The sequence below is a fragment of the Burkholderia sp. JKS000303 genome (genome assembly GCF_002563755.1).
Lineage (GTDB): Bacteria > Pseudomonadota > Gammaproteobacteria > Burkholderiales > Burkholderiaceae > Burkholderia > Burkholderia anthina_B.
The window spans coordinates 2,069,472-2,087,439 of sequence record NZ_PDBZ01000001.1 but is presented as its reverse complement, the minus strand read 5'-3'; the positions used below and the strand labels follow the sequence as shown (position 1 = coordinate 2,087,439).

17 protein-coding genes are annotated in these 17,968 nt (G+C 66.1%); all 17 read right to left on the bottom strand.

Annotated elements, in window-relative coordinates; genetic code table 11:
• Nucleotides 1-6 precede the first annotated feature (6 nt).
• A complete protein-coding gene (locus BX604_RS10130) occupies nt 7-774 on the bottom strand; it encodes an enoyl-CoA hydratase (protein WP_098550620.1) in 768 nt (255 codons plus the stop codon).
• Nucleotides 775-864: 90 nt separating this feature from the next.
• Nucleotides 865-2,064: an acetyl-CoA C-acyltransferase gene (locus BX604_RS10125; protein WP_098550619.1), complete on the bottom strand. Its 1,200-nt coding sequence runs from the start codon at nt 2,062-2,064 to the stop codon at nt 865-867.
• A gap of 22 nt (nt 2,065-2,086) precedes the next feature.
• Entirely contained in the window at nt 2,087-4,522 is a 2,436-nt protein-coding gene (locus BX604_RS10120) for a 3-hydroxyacyl-CoA dehydrogenase/enoyl-CoA hydratase family protein (protein ID WP_098550618.1), read from the bottom strand.
• Between the two features lie 113 nt (nt 4,523-4,635).
• Complete coding sequence (locus BX604_RS10115) at nt 4,636-6,423, bottom strand: acyl-CoA dehydrogenase C-terminal domain-containing protein (RefSeq protein WP_098550617.1); 1,788 nt, start codon at nt 6,421-6,423, stop codon at nt 4,636-4,638.
• A gap of 56 nt (nt 6,424-6,479) precedes the next feature.
• On the bottom strand, nt 6,480-7,079 hold the full coding sequence (locus BX604_RS10110; protein ID WP_006751498.1) for a TetR/AcrR family transcriptional regulator: 600 nt from the start codon (nt 7,077-7,079) through the stop codon (nt 6,480-6,482).
• A gap of 200 nt (nt 7,080-7,279) precedes the next feature.
• Nucleotides 7,280-8,554: a cardiolipin synthase ClsB gene (gene clsB / locus BX604_RS10105; RefSeq protein ID WP_098550616.1), complete on the bottom strand. Its 1,275-nt coding sequence runs from the start codon at nt 8,552-8,554 to the stop codon at nt 7,280-7,282.
• Nucleotides 8,551-9,045: a dihydroneopterin triphosphate diphosphatase gene (nudB, locus tag BX604_RS10100; protein WP_098552812.1), complete on the bottom strand. Its 495-nt coding sequence runs from the start codon at nt 9,043-9,045 to the stop codon at nt 8,551-8,553. The genes clsB and nudB overlap by 4 nt, the downstream gene beginning before the upstream one ends.
• A 156-nt stretch (nt 9,046-9,201) precedes the next feature.
• Complete coding sequence (gene aspS / locus BX604_RS10095) at nt 9,202-11,004, bottom strand: aspartate--tRNA ligase (RefSeq protein ID WP_011353156.1); 1,803 nt, start codon at nt 11,002-11,004, stop codon at nt 9,202-9,204.
• A gap of 67 nt (nt 11,005-11,071) precedes the next feature.
• A complete protein-coding gene (locus BX604_RS10090; protein WP_175775872.1) occupies nt 11,072-11,722 on the bottom strand; it encodes a DUF502 domain-containing protein in 651 nt (216 codons plus the stop codon).
• 61 nt (nt 11,723-11,783) lie between these two features.
• A complete protein-coding gene (locus BX604_RS10085) occupies nt 11,784-12,125 on the bottom strand; it encodes an FmdB family zinc ribbon protein (protein ID WP_098550615.1) in 342 nt (113 codons plus the stop codon).
• 95 nt (nt 12,126-12,220) lie between these two features.
• Entirely contained in the window at nt 12,221-12,847 is a 627-nt protein-coding gene (locus tag BX604_RS10080; RefSeq protein ID WP_098550614.1) for a methyltransferase domain-containing protein, read from the bottom strand.
• A 17-nt stretch (nt 12,848-12,864) separates the two neighbouring features.
• Complete coding sequence (gene ubiB, locus BX604_RS10075) at nt 12,865-14,442, bottom strand: ubiquinone biosynthesis regulatory protein kinase UbiB (RefSeq protein ID WP_098550613.1); 1,578 nt, start codon at nt 14,440-14,442, stop codon at nt 12,865-12,867.
• Between the two features lie 12 nt (nt 14,443-14,454).
• Entirely contained in the window at nt 14,455-15,081 is a 627-nt protein-coding gene (locus BX604_RS10070) for a ubiquinone biosynthesis accessory factor UbiJ (RefSeq protein WP_098550612.1), read from the bottom strand.
• Between the two features lie 164 nt (nt 15,082-15,245).
• Complete coding sequence (locus tag BX604_RS10065; protein ID WP_098550611.1) at nt 15,246-16,277, bottom strand: Tim44 domain-containing protein; 1,032 nt, start codon at nt 16,275-16,277, stop codon at nt 15,246-15,248.
• A 41-nt stretch (nt 16,278-16,318) separates the two neighbouring features.
• On the bottom strand, nt 16,319-17,050 hold the full coding sequence (gene ubiE / locus BX604_RS10060) for a bifunctional demethylmenaquinone methyltransferase/2-methoxy-6-polyprenyl-1,4-benzoquinol methylase UbiE (RefSeq protein ID WP_098550610.1): 732 nt from the start codon (nt 17,048-17,050) through the stop codon (nt 16,319-16,321).
• Between the two features lie 52 nt (nt 17,051-17,102).
• Nucleotides 17,103-17,516 carry a gamma-butyrobetaine hydroxylase-like domain-containing protein gene (locus BX604_RS10055; RefSeq protein ID WP_098550609.1) on the bottom strand — a complete coding sequence of 138 codons (414 nt, stop codon included), beginning with the start codon at nt 17,514-17,516 and terminating at the stop codon, nt 17,103-17,105.
• The gene (locus BX604_RS10050; protein ID WP_098550608.1) at nt 17,513-17,956 is read right to left on the bottom strand and encodes an HIT family protein; all 444 of its coding nucleotides are present in this window, start codon (nt 17,954-17,956) and stop codon (nt 17,513-17,515) included. Before BX604_RS10050 ends, BX604_RS10055 begins: the two co-directional genes overlap by 4 nt.
• Nucleotides 17,957-17,968: the final 12 nt, after the last annotated feature.

The window sequence follows — 17,968 nt, the reverse complement described above, 5'->3', positions numbered from 1 at the left end:
GCTGCATCAGTCGAACTGACGGAAATCCGGCTTGCGCTTCTCGAAGAACGCCGTCATCGCCTCGCGCGCTTCCGGTGCCCGGAGCATCGCGGCGAAGTGGCCGGCTTCCTCGCTCATCCGCGCGGCAACCGTCACGCCGCCCGTATCCTTCAGCAGCGCCTTCGTCATGCGCAGCGACGACGCCGGCAGCGCCGCGAGCTTCGCAGCCTGCTTCGCCGCGAATGCGTCGAGTTCGGCCGCCGGCAGCACGCGATTGACGATGCCGATCCGGTGCGCTTCCAGCGCATCGAACGCTTCGCCGAGCAACAGCTTTTCAGCGGCGACCTGATGGCCGGCCAGACGCGGCAGCAGCACGCTCGACGCCGCTTCCGGACATAGCCCGAGCTGCGCGAACGGCAGCGAGAACGTCGCGGTATCGGCCGCGTAGACGAGATCGCAGTGCAGCAGCATCGTCACGCCGACGCCGATCGCGATGCCCGGCACCGCCGCGACGATCGGCTTGCTGGCGCTGCTGATGCGCGCGAGAAACTGGAACACCGACGCGTTCTCGTCCTTCGGCGGCGTCTTCAGGAAGTCCTCGAGATCGTTCCCCGCGGTGAAGTTGCCGTCGCTGCCGCGCAGCAGGATCACGCGGATTGCCTTGTCTTCCTGCGCGTCGGCGAGCGCATCGGCCATCGTCTGATACATCGCCGCCGTCAGCGCGTTCTTCTTCGCCGCACGCGCGATCGTGATCGTCATCACGCCGTTGGCGCGTTCCACTTGAATTTCGGCCACAACCGTCTCCTTGGTCTTTCCGCTTCCGGAATGAAAAACGGTGCGCAAGCTCGTGGCTCGCGCACCGTGATCGCTACTGTCCCGCTCCGCTTACAGGCGTTCGATGATGCCCGCCGCACCCATGCCGGTGCCGACGCACATCGTGACCATCCCGTACTTCAGGTTGCGGCGGCGCAGGCCGTGCACGACGGTCGCCGCGCGGATCGCGCCGGTCGCGCCGAGCGGGTGGCCGAGCGCAATCGCGCCGCCCATCGGGTTGACCTTCGACGGGTCGAGGCCGAGATCGCGCATCACCGCCAGCGACTGCGCGGCGAACGCCTCGTTCAGCTCGATCCAGTCGAGATCGTCCTGCTTCAGGCCCGCGGCCTTCAGCGCAGCCGGAATCGCTTCCTTCGGACCGATGCCCATGATTTCCGGCGGCACGCCACGCACCGCGAAGCTCACGAAGCGCGCGAGCGGCGTCAGGTTGAATTCCTTGAGCACCTTCTCCGACACGACGAGCAGCGCGCCCGCACCGTCCGACGTCTGCGAGCTGTTGCCGGCCGTGACCGAGCCCTTGTTCGCGAACACCGTGCGCAGCTTCGCGAGGCCTTCGAGCGTCGTATCCGCACGCGGACCTTCGTCGAGCGCGATCTCGCGCGTCTTCACGTCGACTTCGCCTGTCGCGAGGTTCGGGAAACGCTCGGTGATCGTGTACGCAGCGATCTCGTCGCCGAACTCGCCGGCCTGCTGCGCGGCCAGTGCCTTGCGGTGCGACTCGACCGAGAACGCGTCCTGGTCTTCGCGGCTCACCTTCCACTGCTCGGCGACGCGCTCGGCCGTCAGGCCCATCCCGTACGCGATGCCGAAGTCTTCGCTGCGATCGAAGATGTGCGGCGACATCGACGGTTTGTTGCCCATCATCGGCACCATGCTCATCGATTCGCAGCCGCCCGCGAAGATCGCGTCCGATTCGCCGACGCGAATGCGGTCGGCCGCCATCGCCAGCGCGGTGATGCCCGACGCGCAGAAACGGTTGACCGTCACGCCGCCGACCGTCTGCGGCAGGCCCGCGAGCAGCGCGCCCATCCGCGCGACGTTCAGGCCCTGCTCGGCTTCCGGAATCGCGCAGCCGATGATCGCGTCCTCGATCAGCTTCGTGTCGAAGCCCGGCACCTGCGCGACTGCCGACCTGATTGCGTGAACCAGCAGCTCGTCAGGGCGCGTGTTCTTGAAGACACCGCGCGGGGCCTTGCCGATCGGGGTGCGGCTGGCGGCGACGATGTATGCATCTTGCAGTTGTTTGCTCATTTCAGACTCCTTGTCTGCTCGCTCAGTTACGCACCGGCTTGCCGGTCTGCAACATGCCCATGATCCGTTCCTGCGTCTTCTGCGTGCCGAGCAGCTCGACGAACGCACGGCGCTCCAGCGCGAGCAGCCACTGCTCGTCGACGAGGCTGCCGGCTTCGACGTCGCCGCCGCACACGGCTTCGGCGATGCGGCTCGCGATCAGGTAGTCGTGGTCGCTGATGAAGCGGCCGTCACGCATGTTGACGAGCGATGCCTTGATCGTCGCGATCGCCGAGCGGCCGGCCACCGGCACGTCCTTCGCGCGCAGCGGTGCGCGGTAGCCGACGGCAGCCAGCGCACGCGCTTCCTTCTTCGCGGTGTCGAGCAGTTCGAACACGTTGAAGATGATCGTGTCGGACGGCTTCACGTAGCCCATCGCACGCGCATCGTGTGCGGACGCCGACACCTTCGCCATCGCCGCGTTCTCGAACGACTTCGTGACGAACTTCAGGATGTCGGTGGTCGCGTTCGCGGCCGTCGCGGCATCCGCCGCACGCAGTGCGGCTTCCTTCAGGCCGCCGCCCGCCGGCACGAGGCCGACGCCCACTTCGACGAGACCGACGTAGCTCTCGACGTGCACGACGCGTTTCGCGCTGTGCAGCATCAGCTCGCACCCGCCGCCGAGCGCGATGCCCGACACGGCCGCGACGACCGGCACGTTCGCGTACTTCACGCGCAGCATGCCTTCCTGGAACTTCTTCACGAACGGCTCGATGCCCTTCGCGCCACCCATCATGAACGCGGGCATCGCCTCTTCGAGGTTCGCGCCGGCCGAGAACGGGCCGCCCGGCGTGCCGAGCTTCAGCGACGTCGGCTGCCAGATCACGACGCCCTTGTAGTCCTTCTCCGCGAGTTCGATCGCCTGCACGAGGCCGTCGATCACGCTCGGTCCGATCGTGTTCATCTTCGACTTGAACGACACGATCACGACGTCGTCTTCACCGGCACGATCGTCGACCCATGCGCGCACCGCGTCGGTTTCGAACAGCGTCTTGCCGTACGTCTTCGGATCGGCGCCCGCTTCGCCCAGCAGCGGCGCGCGGAATACCTGCTTGTCGTAGACGGCCAGGTCCGAACGCGGCACGAAGCGCTTCGACGCCGGCGCCCACGAGCCTTCGGCCGTGTGCACGCCGCCCTTCTCGGCGACCGGGCCTTCGAGCACCCACGACGGCAGCGGCACGTTCGCGAGCGCCTTGCCGGCCGCGATGTCTTCCTGCACCCACTCGGCGACCTGCTTCCAGCCGGCGGCCTGCCAGCCTTCGAACGGGCCTTCGTTCCAGCCGAAGCCCCAGCGGATCGCGAGGTCGACGTCGCGCGCGTTGTCGGCGATCGACTCGAGATGCACGCCGATGTAGTGGAACACGTCGCGGAAGATCGACCACAGGAACTGCGCGTGCGGATGATCCGTCTCGCGCAGCAGCTTCAGGCGTTCCGCCGGCGGGCGCTTCAGGATGCGGCCGACGGTTTCATCAGCCTTCGCACCCGCGTCGACGTAGCTGCCCGTCTTCGCGTCGAGCACCTTGATCGCCTTGCCTTCCTTCTTGTAGAACCCGCCGCCCGTCTTCTGGCCGAGCGCGCCCTGCTTCACCAGCTCGGCGAGCACGGCAGGCGTCTGGTAGACCGGGAAGAACGGATCGTCGGCGAGGTTGTCCTGCATCGTCTTGATCACGTGCGCCATCGTGTCGAGACCGACCACGTCCGCGGTGCGGAACGTCGCCGACTTCGCGCGGCCGAGGCGGCTGCCCGTCAGGTCGTCGACTTCGTCGAAGCGCAGGCCGAACTTCGCGGCCTCGGTGATCACCGCGAGGATCGAGAAGATGCCGACGCGGTTCGCGATGAAGTTCGGAGTGTCCTTCGCACGCACGACGCCCTTGCCGACGATGCTCGTCAAGAAGGTTTCGAGCTGGTCGAGGATCTCCGGGCGCGTATGCGCGGTCGGGATCAGCTCGACGAGGTGCATGTAGCGCGGCGGGTTGAAGAAGTGCACGCCGCAGAAGCGCGACTTCAGCTCGTCCGAGAAACCTTCGGACAGCTTGGTGATCGACAGGCCCGACGTGTTGGTCGCGAAGATCGCGTTCGGCGCGAGGTGCGGCGCGACCTTCTTGTACAGGTCGTGCTTCCAGTCCATCCGCTCGGCGATCGCTTCGATCACGACGTCGCACTCGGCGAGCTTCGCGATGTCGTCCTCGTAGTTCGCGGCTTCGAGGTATTTCGCGTCGTCCTTCACGCCGAACGGCGCGGGCGACAGCTTCTTCAGGTTCTCGATCGCCTTCAGCGCGATCGCGTTTTTCGGACCTTCCTTGGCCGGCAGGTCGAACAGCAGCACGGGCACGCGCGCGTTGACGAGGTGCGCGGCGATCTGCGCGCCCATCACGCCGGCGCCCAGCACGGCGACCTTGCGAATCAGGAAATTGCTCACGGGATGTCTCCGGATAGTGTCGTGCAGCGCGGGTTGTGAGGGCTGCACGGCGAAGTGAGTACCAGGAACCGTTGCGTTCGGGCGGCGCGCGACGCGCACCGCCCGGACTCGCGTCAGAACAGCGATTCGTCGACTTCCATCATCGTCTTCGAACCGGCGCGCGCGGCGCGAATCGTCGACGCCGTCTCGGGCAGCAGGCGCGCGAAGTAGAAGCGGGCCGTTGCGAGCTTCGACTTGTAGAACGGGTCGCCCGACGCTTCGTTGTCGAGTGCGAGGCGTGCCATGCGCGCCCAGAAGTACGAGAACACCAGGTGGCCGACGGTACGCAGGTACGGCACGGCGGCAGCACCGACTTCGTCAGGGTTCTGCATCGCCTTCATGCCGATTTCCATCGTCAGCTTCTGCACCTTGTCGCCGATGTCGGCGAGCGGGTTGATGAACTCGGCCATTTCCGGCTTCACGCCTTCGGCTTCCGCGAATTCCGTGACGAGCTTGCCGAACTTCTTCAGCTTCGCGCCCATGTCGCCGAGCACCTTGCGGCCCAGCAGGTCGAGCGACTGGATCGAGTTCGTGCCTTCGTAGATCATGTTGATCCGCGCGTCGCGCACGTACTGCTCCATGCCCCACTCGGAGATGAAGCCGTGGCCACCGTAGATCTGCATCGCGTGGTTGGTCGACTCGAACGCGTTGTCGGTCAGGAACGCCTTGATGATCGGCGTGAGCAGCGCGACGAGGTCGGCCGATTCCTTGCGCACCGCTTCGTCACCGTGCGACAGCTCCTTGTCGATCTGCAGCGCGGACCAGTACGTGAACGCGCGCGCGCCTTCCGCGTAGGCCTTCTGCGTGAGCAGCATGCGACGCACGTCCGGATGCACGATGATCGGGTCGGCCGGCTTGTCCGGTGCCTTCGGGCCCGTCAGCGAGCGCATCTGCAGGCGCTCCTTCGCATACGTGAGCGAGTTCTGGTACGCGACTTCCGTGAGGCCAAGGCCCTGCATGCCGACGCCCAGGCGCGCGGCATTCATCATCACGAACATCGCGTTCAAGCCTTTGTTCGGCTCGCCGACCAGCCAGCCCTTCGCGCCGTCGAGGTTCATCACGCACGTCGAGTTGCCGTGGATGCCCATCTTGTGTTCGATCGAGCCGCACTTGATGCCGTTGCGCTCGCCCGGCTCGCCCGCGGCGTCCGGAATGAATTTCGGCACGATGAACAGCGAGATCCCCTTCGTGCCTTGCGGCGCGTCCGGCAGGCGCGCGAGCACGAGGTGGACGATGTTCTTCGACATGTCGTGCTCGCCGCTCGAGATGAAGATCTTCGTGCCGCTGATCGAGTACGAGCCGTCGCCGTTCGGTTCGGCCTTGGTGCGCAGGATGCCGAGATCGGTGCCGCAGTGCGGCTCGGTCAGGCACATCGTGCCCGTCCATTCGCCCGACACGAGTTTCGGCAGGTATTGCTGCTGCAGCTCCGGTGCGCCGTGCGCATGCAGGCATTCGTATGCGCCGTGCGACAGGCCCGGGTACATCGTCCACGCCTGGTTCGCCGAGTTCAGCATTTCGTACAGCGCGTTGTTCACGAACGCGGGCAGGCCCTGGCCGCCGTAGTCCGGATCGCAGCCGAGCGCCGGCCAGCCGGCCTCGACGTACTGCTGATACGCTTCCTTGAAGCCGGTCGGGGTCTTCACGACGCCGTCGCCTTCATACGTGCAGCCTTCGCGGTCGCCCACCTGGTTCAGCGGGAACAGCACCTCGGAGCAGAACTTGCCCGCTTCCTCCAGGACCTGATTGATCGTGTCGGCGTCGAGGTCCGCATGCCGCGGCATTTGCTTGACCTCGGCTTCGACGTTCAGAAGCTCGTGCAACACGAATTGCATGTCGCGCAGCGGCGCGGCGTACTGTCCCATGACTCTCTCCAAAGTGGGCAAACGGCTCGAGCTCCCGGCGGGCGGATCACGCGCCGCTAACGGCTCTCGCTCTGATACGAAACGATCGTCTTTTCCAGCGCGGCCCACGTGAGGCGCACGGCATCCGGCGAATGCAGGAAGCGGGCGTCGTGATGCAGGCCGAGCGTGAAGCTGTACAACTCGAAGAGCATCAGGTCCGGATCGGTATCCGCACGCAGATGGCCTTCTTCCTTCGCCTGCGAAATGGCACGCAGCATCGCGGCACGCCAGGCCGTCACGCTCGCGATCAACTGCTCGCGCACGGGGCTGTCAGGCCGGTCGTCGTACTCGACGGCACCGCTGATGTAAATGCATCCGGTCGTCACCTCCTGGATGCGCTTCTCCGTCCAGCGGGCCAGCATCGCCCGAAGGCGCGGCAAGCCTCGCGGCTCGCGCAGGCTCGGAAAGAACACCTCGTTTTCGAAACGATGGTGATACTCGCGGACGACCTCGACCTGCAGGTCCTCACGCGATCCGAAGTGCGCGAACACACCGCTCTTGCTCATCTGCATGCGCTCGGCCAGCAGGCCGATCGTCAGCCCCTCCAGCCCGTCACGGCTGGCGAGGTCCAAAGCAGCTTCAAGTATCGCGGCACGCGTCTGTTCGCCTTTTCGCATAGCTATTTCTGTAACCGTTCGGGGGTTCGAATAAAATCGAACGGCCGTACTATTATTGAGTGCGGCCGCTCGCGAAACAAGGAAATTATTAGAAACCGGTGTCTAACCGAGCCGCTATTTTGCGCGATTCCGGCGGGACCGGAGCGGCTTTTCCGCACGAACGTGCGGACAGATATTTTGAAGCGGGTGCTGAGTCCGCTTCAGTCGTAACCGCCGACCGTCAGCGCCTTCATCACGATGCGGTACGTGTTGTACGCAAGCCAGTTCAGGATACGCTCGATGCGCGGCCTTGCGGCATACCGCGCGGCGTCGATTTCGCGGCCTTCGGAGAAGGCGGCCGCGATCGCATCGCGCAGCTCGTTCGTGATCGTGTCGTAGCGCACCAGCACGACATTGGCCTCATTGTTCAGCATCAGGCTCAGCGCGTCCAGATTCGACGAACCGACCGTCGCCCAATTGTCGTCGATCACGGCCACTTTGCCGTGCAGGATCGTCTTGTCATATTCCGCCACGCGCACGCCGGCGCGCAACAGCGAGTGATACAGGAACGGCACGGCGGTATCGAGCGCCGTGAATTCCTTGCGGCCGATCAGGATACGCACGTCGACACCGCGGCGTGCCGCGCCCGTCAGCGCGCGGCGCAGCTTGCGGCCCGGCATGAAGTACGGGTTCGCGAGCAGGATCCGGTGACGCGCCTGGCCGATCGCCGCGAGATACGCCTTCTCGATCGCGCGGCGGTTCACGACGTTGTCGCGCGCGACGAACGCGACGCTCGGCTCCGTCACGTTCCGCAGCGCGCCGGCCTTGACCCATCGATGACTGCGCATCCAGCGCCGGAACATGTCGGGAAACGCTTCGCCGCCGTGCAGCCCCGCCGCGTACTGCGCATACGGCTTGTGGCCGAACTGGATCCGGTGCCACTGCAGTTCGAACGCGGCACGCACGTCCGCCACCGCCGGCCCCGCCATCTCGACCGCGAAATCCCAGCGCGGAAACGGCAGCGTCGCACTGCCCTGCGTGAAGTCGTCGACGATGTTGATGCCGCCGCAGAACGCGGCCGTCCGGTCGATCACCGCGAGCTTGCGGTGCGTGCGCGAGAAGCCGAAGCGGCCGAACAGGTAACGGTTGTAGATGCAGTGCTCGACACCGGCCGCAGCCCACGTGTCGAACAGCGGCAGGCGCGCGGTGCCGACGCCGTCGGTGATCACGCGCACGCGCACGCCGCGCTGCACCGCGCGGATCAGCGCGTCCGACACCGGACGGCCAGCCGCATCGTCGCAGAAGATGTAGGTTTCGAGCATCACCTGCTCGCTCGCCGCGTCGATCCGCTCGATCAGCGCGCTGAAGAATTCGCTGCCGGTCTCGCACAGCCGCACCGTGTTGCCGGCCGTGAATGCGAGCCGCGACGCGGAGCCGCGCTCCTGCAGGAACATCTGCCGCAACTGCGCGAAGCGCTTGCGGGTTTCCGCATTCATGCGGACGAGCCGTGCGGCGCGTGAGCGAGCGCCACGCGCGCGGGCAACTGCAGGATCGCTTCGGCATTCGACGGCGAGAAGCAGCGCGCGGCCGCTTCGCGGAACGGCAGCCATGCATGGTCGACGTGCTCGCGCGGCGACAGCGTCACGTCGACGCGGTGCGGCACGCACAGGCCGAACCAGTGCTCGACGTTGCGCGTGACGCCCGGCGCATAGCGATGCAGGTATTGCGGATAGATCGCGTACTCGATCCGGTGATGCCAGTCGACGAGCGCGGTGGCCGGCACATCGCGCGTGCCGACCGCGATGCCGGTTTCCTCGGCCACTTCGCGCGCGGCGGTGAGCGCGAGCGGCTCGTCGAGCGCGTCCTTCGATCCGGTCACCGATTGCCAGAAATCGGGCTGGTCGGCACGCTTGATCACCAGCACGTCGAGTTCAGGCGTGTAGATCACGACGAGAACGGATTCGGGGATTTTCGGCGGCTTCGTCATCTTGGTTTCATGCGGCACAGGGCCGTGCGGCGGGCCTGTGCCCGAACGTGCGGCAAGTGCTGCGACTGTACCGCAAAAAACGAAAAAGGCGCACCACGGCGCCTTTTTCGTTGGGTGTCGCGCGCGCGTCGCCGCGCGCACGAGCTGCGACAGGCGTTATGCCTTCGGCTGTTCCGGCTGGCGCAGGCGGATGTGCAGTTCGCGCAGCTGACGCTCGTCGACCGGGCTCGGCGCCTGCGTGAGCAGATCCTGCGCACGCTGCGTCTTCGGGAACGCGATCACGTCGCGGATCGAGTCGGCGCCGGCCATCATCGTGACGATGCGGTCGAGACCGAATGCGATACCGCCGTGCGGCGGCGCGCCGTACTGCAGTGCGTCCAGCAGGAAGCCGAACTTCAGCTGTGCTTCTTCCGCACCGATCTTCAGCGCGCGGAACACCTTGCTCTGCACTTCCTCGCGGTGGATACGCACCGAGCCGCCGCCGATTTCCCAGCCGTTCAGCACCATGTCGTATGCCTTCGCGAGGCAACGGCCCGGGTCGGTCTCGAGGTACTCGAGGTGCTCGTCCTTCGGGCTCGTGAACGGGTGGTGAGCCGCGACGTAGCGCGCATCTTCGTCGTCGTATTCGAACATCGGGAAGTCGACGACCCACAGCGGCTTCCAGCCGGCATGGACGAGGCCGTTCGCCTTGCCGAATTCCGAATGGCCGATCTTCAGGCGCAGTGCGCCGAGGCTGTCGTTGACGACCTTCGCGCGGTCGGCCGCGAAGAAGATGATGTCGCCGTCTTCCGCGCCGGTGCGCTCGAGGATCGCCGCGATCGATGCGTCGTGCAGGTTCTTGACGATCGGGCTCTGCAGGCCGTCACGGCCCTTCGCCTTCTCGTTGACCTTGATCCACGCGAGGCCCTTCGCGCCGTAGATGCGCACGAATTCGGTATAGCCGTCGATGTCGCCACGCGACAGCTCGCTGCCCTTCGGCACGCGCAGTGCCGCGACACGGCCGTCCTTCGCGTTGGCCGGCGTGCTGAACACCTTGAAGTCGACGTCCTTCATCGCGTCGGTCAGCTCGGTGAATTCGAGCTGCACGCGCAGGTCCGGCTTGTCCGAACCGAAACGCGCCATCGCTTCCGAGTACGGCATCACCGGGAAGGTCGCGTCGAGTTCGACGTCGATCGTCGTCTTGAAGATGTGACGGATCATGTCTTCGAACAGATCACGGATTTCCTGCTCGCCGAGGAACGACGTTTCGCAGTCGATCTGCGTGAATTCCGGCTGACGGTCGGCGCGCAGGTCTTCGTCGCGGAAGCACTTGGTGATCTGGTAGTAACGGTCGAAGTTCGCGACCATCAGCAGCTGCTTGAACAGCTGCGGCGACTGCGGCAGCGCGAAGAACTGGCCCGCGTTCGTGCGCGACGGCACGAGGTAGTCGCGCGCGCCTTCCGGCGTGCTCTTCGTCAGCATCGGCGTTTCGATGTCGATGAAGCCCTGCTCGTCGAGGTACTTGCGCGCTTCGATCGCGACGCGGTAGCGCAGGCGCAGGTTGTGCTGCATCTGCGGACGGCGCAGGTCGAGCACGCGGTGCGTGAGGCGCGTCGTTTCCGACAGGTTGTCGTCGTCGAGCTGGAACGGCGGCGTGACCGATGCGTTCAGCACGTTCAGTTCGTGGCACAGCACTTCGATCTTGCCGCTCTTCAGGCCGGCGTTGACCGTGCCTTCCGGACGGTTGCGCACGAGGCCCTTGATCTGCACGCAGAACTCGTTGCGCACGCCTTCGGCGGTTGCGAACATTTCGGCGCGATCCGGGTCGCACACCACCTGCACGAGGCCTTCACGATCGCGCAGGTCGATGAAGATCACACCGCCGTGATCGCGGCGGCGCTGCACCCAGCCGCACAGCGACACGGTTTGGCCCAGCAGGTGTTCGGTCACGAGACCGCAGTATTCAGTACGCATCGACATGATGTTTGCTTTCGTTCGGTTTGATCAACGGGCGCCGCAACGCGCGGCCCGGGCGATGATTCTTTACTTACAGCGGCGGCTCGACGGGACGGCGGGCGGGCGCCGGAGCCGGCGTCGGAGGCGCCACGACGCCCATCGAGACGATGTACTTGAGCGCGGCATCGACCGACATGTCGAGTTCGATGACTTCGCTCTTGGGCAGCATCAGGAAGAAGCCCGACGTCGGGTTCGGCGTCGTGGGCACGTACACGCTCACGTACTCTTCCGTCAGATGGTTGACCACGTCGCCGCCGGGCGCGCCGGTCAGAAACGCGATCGTATACGAGCCGCGACGCGGGTATTCGATCAGCAGCGCCTTGCGGAACGCGTTGCCGCTGCTCGACAGCAGCGTGTCCGACACCTGCTTGACGCTCGTGTAGATCGGCCCGACGACCGGGATGTGACGCACGACCGCGTTCCACCACGTGACGAGCTTCTGGCCGATGAAGTTCTGCGTGGCCAGCCCGACCACGAAGATGAACGCGAGCGTCAGCACCGCGCCGATCCCCGGCAGGTGGAAACCGAGCACGCGCTCGGGCTGCCACGATTCGGGCAGCAGCAGCAGCGTCTGGTCCATCGTGCCGATGATGAGGCCGAGCACCCACAGCGTGATCGCGAGCGGGACGAGAACCAGCAGGCCGGTCAGAAACACCGATTTCAGGGTCGTCTTTTTCATCATCTGCCGTCAATGAACCGCGCCGGCGGCGCGGTGTGGGCGCGGCCCGACCGGGCCGCGACTGTCAACTGCCGGCGGCGGGCGCCGCAGCCGGGGCTGGCGCAGCGCTCGTCGTCGTACTTTCGGAACTCGCAGCGGCCGGCGCGGCTGCCGCCGGCGTTGCGTCGGCCGGCGCTGCAGCGCCATCGCCCGACGCCGTGGCCGGCGCGCTGGTGCCGCCCGAACCCCCGCGAAAATCGGTGACATACCAGCCGGAACCCTTCAGCTGGAAGCCGGCGGCGGTGACCTGCTTGCGAAAAGCATCCTTCCCGCATTCAGGGCACTGCGACAGCGGCGCATCGCTCATCTTCTGGAGTACATCCTTCGCGAAACCGCACGCTTCGCAGCGATAGGCGTAGATCGGCATGATATTTTTCCCGCAGAAACTGGAAACGGCTTGCAAAACCTTGAATTATAGCTGAAACCCCGGCGCGCTCCGGCAACGGGCGCGACGCACGGAGATCAGCGACGGCGCCACGTGAGCCAGCGCTCGTGGCCGCCGAACACGGCCAGCGAATCGGTCACGGGCAGATCCTCGATCTGTTCGAAGTGCGGCGCGAGCAACGCATCGAGTTCGGCGCGCTCGATGCCGAACGGCGGCCCCTTCGGTTTCGCCGTCACGAAGAAGTAACCGGCCAGCCATCCGCCGGCGGGCAGCAGTTCGGCCATCCTCGCCGCATAGTCCGCGCGCAGGCTCGGCGGCAGCGCGCACAGGAACGCGCGCTCGTACACCCACTGCACGTCGAACGGCGGCGGGTATGCGAAGAAATCGGCTTGCTCGACGACGTCCGCATGCGCGCCGAGCTGCGCCTTCGCAGCCGCCACCGCCTGCGCGGCAAAATCGATCGCACGCACGGGCCAGCCGGCCTGCGCGAGCCAGCCGGCCTCCTGCGCGCTGCCGCAGCCCGGAATCAGCACCGCGCACGGCGCATGCCGCTGCGCGAATGCGCGAAACCCGTCCGGCACGCCGCCGAACTCCCACGGCGTCACGCCGCGCGCGAACCGCTCGTCCCAGAACGATGCGTTGCCGGGGTCGCGCGTCGCGAAATCGGCCGCGCCTGGCGCTGAAGGGTGCTTCGGTTCGGACATCGCCCTGCTCCTTTCGGTCATCCGCCGTACGCGAGCGCGAGCAGCACGCGCGCGACCAGCGCGCCGACGCCCACGGCCAAGCCGAAGATCAGCAACGCCTGCATCAGCCGGTTCGTACGCTTTTGCTCGATGAGGATCTGACGCATCAGGTCCTCGCTCGCCGCGCGCGGCGCGTCGTGGCGCGCCGCCATCGCGTGATGGATCAGGCGCGGCAGTTGCGGCAGCGTCTTGCTCCATTGCGGCGCTTCGACCTTGAAACGCTCATACCAGCCACGCAGGCCGATCTGCTCGGTCATCCAGCGCTCGAGATACGGTTTCGCGGTCTTCCACAGGTCGAGTTCGGGATCGAGGGAGCGGCCGAGCCCTTCGACGTTCAGCATCGTCTTCTGCAGCAGCACGAGCTGCGGCTGGATCTCGACGTTGAAGCGGCGCGACGTCGAGAACAGGCGCATCAGCACCTGGCCGAGCGAGATGTCCTTCAGCGCGCGGTCGAAATACGGCTCGCACACCGCGCGGATCGCGCTTTCGAGTTCCTCGACGCGGGTTTCGGGCGGCACCCAGCCCGACTCGAGGTGCAACGTCGCGACGCGGTGGTAATCGCGCTTGAAGAACGCGAGGAAGTTCTGCGCGAGGTAGTTCTTGTCGAAGTCGGACAGCGCGCCGACGATCCCGAAATCGAGCGCGATGTAGCGGCCGAAGGTCTTCGGGTCGAGGCTCACCTGGATGTTGCCCGGGTGCATGTCCGCATGGAAGAAGCCGTCGCGGAACACCTGCGTGAAGAAGATCTCGACGCCTTCGCGTGCCAGCTTCTTGATGTCGACGCCCGCCGTGCGCAGCGTCTCGACCTGGCTGATCGGCACGCCCGTCATGCGCTCCATCACGAGCACCTGCGACGTCGAGAAATCCCAGAACATCTCCGGCACGAGCAGCAGGTCGAGGCCCGCGAAGTTGCGGCGCAGCTGGCTGCCGTTCGCGGCCTCACGCATCAGGTCGAGCTCGTCGTGCAGGTACTTGTCGAACTCGGCGACGACTTCACGCGGCTTCAGGCGCCGGCCGTCGGCCCACATCCGCTCGGTCCACGTCGCGATGTCGCGCATCAGCGCGAGGTCGGAATCGATCACCGGCAGCATGTTCGGGCGCAGCACCTTCACCGCGACGGACTTGCCCGCGTGCGGCCCCTGCTTGAGCTTCGCGAAATGCACCTGCGCGATCGACGCGCTCGCGATCGGCTCGCGCTCGAATTCGTCGAACAGCTCGTCGACCGGCGCACCGAGCGACTTCTCGATGATCGCGATCGCGACCGCCGAATCGAACGGCGGCACCTGGTCCTGCAGCTTCGCGAGTTCGTTCGCGAAATCGACGGACAACAGGTCGCGGCGCGTCGACAGCACCTGGCCGAACTTCACGAAGATCGGGCCGAGGCTTTCGAGCGCGTGACGCAGACGCACCGCGGGCGGCGACGAATAACGGCGGCCGATCGTCGTCACGCGCAGCAGCAACTTCACGCGCCGGTCGTCGATCCGGGACAGCATCACCTCGTCGAGGCCGAAGCGGATGACGGTGTAGACAATCTTGATGAAACGGAAAATGCGCATGCCCTGCTGCCCTCAGTGCGCGCCGCGCGGGCCGGAACCCGTGCGCGCGCCGATTTTTTGTTCGAGTCGCTCGACCCGCTTTTCGACCCGCGCGAGCGCGTCGCGCGCGCGCGCGAGCTCGGCATCGAAGCCGCCGAGCGCCGTGCGTCGAACGACCTGCGGGTTTTCGTCGAGCCAGTATTCGGCGACGGAATCGAGCACGTTGCGGCCGGTGCGGCGCGCACGCGCGCCGGCGTCGCGCACGACCGTCGCAATCCGGTACGCCGCCGCGTCGCCGACCAGCTTCGCGAGATCTTCTTCGGGTTCCCAGCGCAGATGCTCGGCCAGTTTCGCGATCTGCGCCGCAAACTCCGCGTCACCTTCGATCTTCACGTGCTTCATCACGGCCGCCTGGCCGCCCTGCAGGAATGCGGCGACCGTGTCGCCCGCGAGCGCGATCGACACGTCGACGTGTTGCGCATCGTGCGCTTCGACCGCGGACAGGTAACCGTCGGGCTGCACGAGCAGCGTGAGCGTGACGGGCGGCACGTCGAGCCGGGCAGTCTTGCCCGCGTAGGGGATCAGGCGGTCGCGCGCCCACGATTCGCGCGCGAGCAGGTGATTGACAGCAGCAGCAAAAGGCTTGGCGGCAAAGGTCATCGGGCTGGGAAAGAAAAAACCCGCGCGGGCCGGGCGCCCGTGCGGGTTTCTATTGTAACGTCGGATCGTCGGCAGACCGCGGCCGACCGCACATCCGGGCGGCAACCGGTCGCAGCGCGGCGGCCGTCGCCCGTGAAGCCGGCGGGCGGAGCCGCCAGCCACGTTCAGTGCGTGTTGATCTGCTGGATACCCGCGAGCAACCAGCCCTGACTGCCCGACTTCGACAGGTTCCACACCTCGTCGAACGGCGCGGCCGACGCATTCGCCGATTCGCGGATCAGACCGTGGAAGCGCACGCTCGCCGACTGCTCGATGCCGCGATCCTCGATCGCGACCAGTTCCGCGTCGAGCTGCACGACGTCGGTCTGGTTCGACTCGTTGCCGCGCGAATCAAGGTCGATCTTGATCTCGGCGAACATTTCGGGCGTCGTGAACTCGCGGATGTCGGCCAGGTTGCCCTGGTCCCAGGCTGCCTGCAGGCGCACGAAATAGACCTTCGCGCTGCGCAGGAACGCTTCGGTGTCGAAACCGGCCGGCACCTGCAGCGGTGCGGCTGCCATTGCGCCCGCTGCTGCTGCGGCCGGCGTACCGCCGCCGAACACGCCCTGCGCTTCGTTCGCGTAGCTGCTGCCGCTGCCCGCATAATTGCTGCCGGTGTTGCCCTGCTGGAACGACGGGCCTTGCGAGTAGCTGCCCGACGACGAGGCCGAGCCACCGACCGAGTACGCCGGCTGCTGCGAGCGGCCGCGGTTCATGAACTTGCGGACCAGCCAGATGCCGATCATCGCGAGCAATGCGATCACGATGACGTTCGCCATCATGCTCGCGAACGCGCCGCCGAGGCCGAAGTGCGACAGCAGCGCCGCGATGCCGAGGCCGGCCGCAAGACCGGCGATCGGCCCGAGCCAGCGCGAGCGGTTAGGCTGCGCGGCCGGCGCGGGAGCGGCCGGGTTCGCGCGCTGCGCCTGCGACGGCGCGGCCTGCTGCATCGGCTGCGCCGGCGGCGTGGCCTGGCGCTGCGTGACGGTGGAGCTCTGACGGCCGATGCTGCGCCCGCCGCCCATGCGCCGGGCTTCGGCGTCGAGCGATGCGAACGTGCCGGCCGTGAGCAGGCCGACCATCAGCAGCGTGCCGACCCGTCGAGCCCACGGCTTCGACGGCTTGCTACGGTTGAACAACGAACGCGATTCGGACATCAGTTTCTCCAAATGAAAGGCGAATGTATGGAAAGAACCCCTTAGTACTTGGTTCCCAGGTGTAAAGCTACCACGCCACCTGACAAATTGTAATATTTGACGGCGTCGAGGCCTGCTTGTTCCATCATCGTCTTCAGGGTGTCCTGATCCGGGTGCATCCGGATAGATTCAGCAAGATACCGGTAACTTTCAGCATCTTTCGCGAACTTGTCGCCAAGCCACGGTAATACTTTGAAAGAATACACATCGTAGGCTTTTTTCAGCGGATCCCAGACTTTCGAGAATTCCAGCACCATCACGCGGCCGCCGGGCTTCGTCACGCGGCGCATCTCGGCGAGCGCCGCATCCTTGTGCGTCATGTTGCGCAGCCCGAACGCGACCGTGACCACGTCGAAGTAATTGTCCGGAAACGGCGTTTTCTCCGCGTCGCACAGCAGCGACGGCGTAACGATGCCCTTGTCGAGCAGCCGGTCGCGGCCGACGCGCAGCATCGATTCGTTGATGTCGGTGTGCCAGACTTCGCCGGTCGGGCCGGCCGCCTTCGCGAACGCCTTGGTCAGGTCGCCGGTGCCGGCCGCGATGTCGAGCACCTTGAAGCCCGGGCGCACGTTCGCCTGCGCGATCGTGAACGCCTTCCACGCGCGGTGCATGCCGGCCGACATCAGGTCGTTCATCAGATCGTAGTTGCTCGCGACCGAATGGAACACACCCGCCACTTTCTTCGCTTTTTCGGTTTCCTCGACGCTTTCAAAGCCGAAGTGGGTTTTGCTCATCGCGTTGATCCTCAGTAAATGGCAAGACGGCGCCGAGCGGGCGCCGTCGATTTCAGTGGCAGTGGCCGTGCGGCGCGGAGGCCGCCTGCATCGGCGCGTCGCGCTCGACGCCCGCCGCCTTCAGTTTGTCGAAATAGTCGCGCCACAGCGCGTCCTGCTGCGTCGCCAGTTCGTACAGCAGATCCCATGAGTAGATGCCGGTGGAATGGCCGTCGGAGAACGTCGGCTGCAGCGCGTAGTTGCCCACGCCCTCGAGCGCGGTGATCGTCACCTCGCGCTTGCCGGTCTGCAGCGTTTCCTGGCCGGGCCCGTGACCGCGCACCTCGGCCGACGGCGAATACACGCGCATCAGCTCGAACGGAATCCGGAAGCTGTCTCCGTTCGGGTACTGCAATTCGAGCACGCGCGATACCGCGTGCACGACGACGCCGGACGGAATCGGCGTCGTGGAAGTCAAACCGCTCATGGCTGCCTCGAATCGGTCGTTCGTTGAATTTCCTCGCGCACCGCATTGTGCAGCAGCGAGGCCTGCGCCGCGCGCGTGCGCAGCAGCGCCTCGGACACGCTGCGCTGGCGCGGCGCCCAGACGGGCTGCGGGAAATGGGCGTCGTTCGAGAAGCGCGGGATCACGTGCCAGTGCACGTGCGGCACCATGTTGCCGAGGCTCGCGAGATTCACCTTGTTCGGCTGCATTACGCGGCGCACGGCCCGCTCCACCGCGTACACCACGCGCATCAGGTGTGCCCGCTCGGGTTCGCCGAGATCGGAGAACTCGGCCACGTGCGCGCCCCAGATCACCCGGCAGAAGCCCGGGTACTCGTGCTCGCCCGTCGCGAGGACGACGCGCAGCGCATCGTCCTGCCAGAGCACCTCGCCGCCGTCTTCACGGCAAAACACGCATTTCATCGTCGCTCCCAA

What these genes read in the sequence shown, in the direction of transcription:
- BX604_RS10125 (WP_098550619.1), bottom strand. Translation starts at nt 2,064, where the DNA reads ATGAGCAAACAACTGCAAGATGCATACATCGTCGCCGCCAGCCGCACC.
- BX604_RS10115 (WP_098550617.1), bottom strand. Translation starts at nt 6,423, where the DNA reads ATGGGACAGTACGCCGCGCCGCTGCGCGACATGCAATTCGTGTTGCAC.
- BX604_RS10110 (WP_006751498.1), bottom strand. Translation starts at nt 7,079, where the DNA reads ATGCGAAAAGGCGAACAGACGCGTGCCGCGATACTTGAAGCTGCTTTG.
- clsB (WP_098550616.1), bottom strand. Translation starts at nt 8,554, where the DNA reads ATGAATGCGGAAACCCGCAAGCGCTTCGCGCAGTTGCGGCAGATGTTC.
- nudB (WP_098552812.1), bottom strand. Translation starts at nt 9,045, where the DNA reads ATGACGAAGCCGCCGAAAATCCCCGAATCCGTTCTCGTCGTGATCTAC.
- aspS (WP_011353156.1), bottom strand. Translation starts at nt 11,004, where the DNA reads ATGTCGATGCGTACTGAATACTGCGGTCTCGTGACCGAACACCTGCTG.
- BX604_RS10090 (WP_175775872.1), bottom strand. Translation starts at nt 11,722, where the DNA reads ATGATGAAAAAGACGACCCTGAAATCGGTGTTTCTGACCGGCCTGCTG.
- BX604_RS10085 (WP_098550615.1), bottom strand. Translation starts at nt 12,125, where the DNA reads ATGCCGATCTACGCCTATCGCTGCGAAGCGTGCGGTTTCGCGAAGGAT.
- BX604_RS10080 (WP_098550614.1), bottom strand. Translation starts at nt 12,847, where the DNA reads ATGTCCGAACCGAAGCACCCTTCAGCGCCAGGCGCGGCCGATTTCGCG.
- ubiB (WP_098550613.1), bottom strand. Translation starts at nt 14,442, where the DNA reads ATGCGCATTTTCCGTTTCATCAAGATTGTCTACACCGTCATCCGCTTC.
- BX604_RS10070 (WP_098550612.1), bottom strand. Translation starts at nt 15,081, where the DNA reads ATGACCTTTGCCGCCAAGCCTTTTGCTGCTGCTGTCAATCACCTGCTC.
- BX604_RS10065 (WP_098550611.1), bottom strand. Translation starts at nt 16,277, where the DNA reads ATGTCCGAATCGCGTTCGTTGTTCAACCGTAGCAAGCCGTCGAAGCCG.
- ubiE (WP_098550610.1), bottom strand. Translation starts at nt 17,050, where the DNA reads ATGAGCAAAACCCACTTCGGCTTTGAAAGCGTCGAGGAAACCGAAAAA.
- BX604_RS10055 (WP_098550609.1), bottom strand. Translation starts at nt 17,516, where the DNA reads ATGAGCGGTTTGACTTCCACGACGCCGATTCCGTCCGGCGTCGTCGTG.
- BX604_RS10050 (WP_098550608.1), bottom strand. Translation starts at nt 17,956, where the DNA reads ATGAAATGCGTGTTTTGCCGTGAAGACGGCGGCGAGGTGCTCTGGCAG.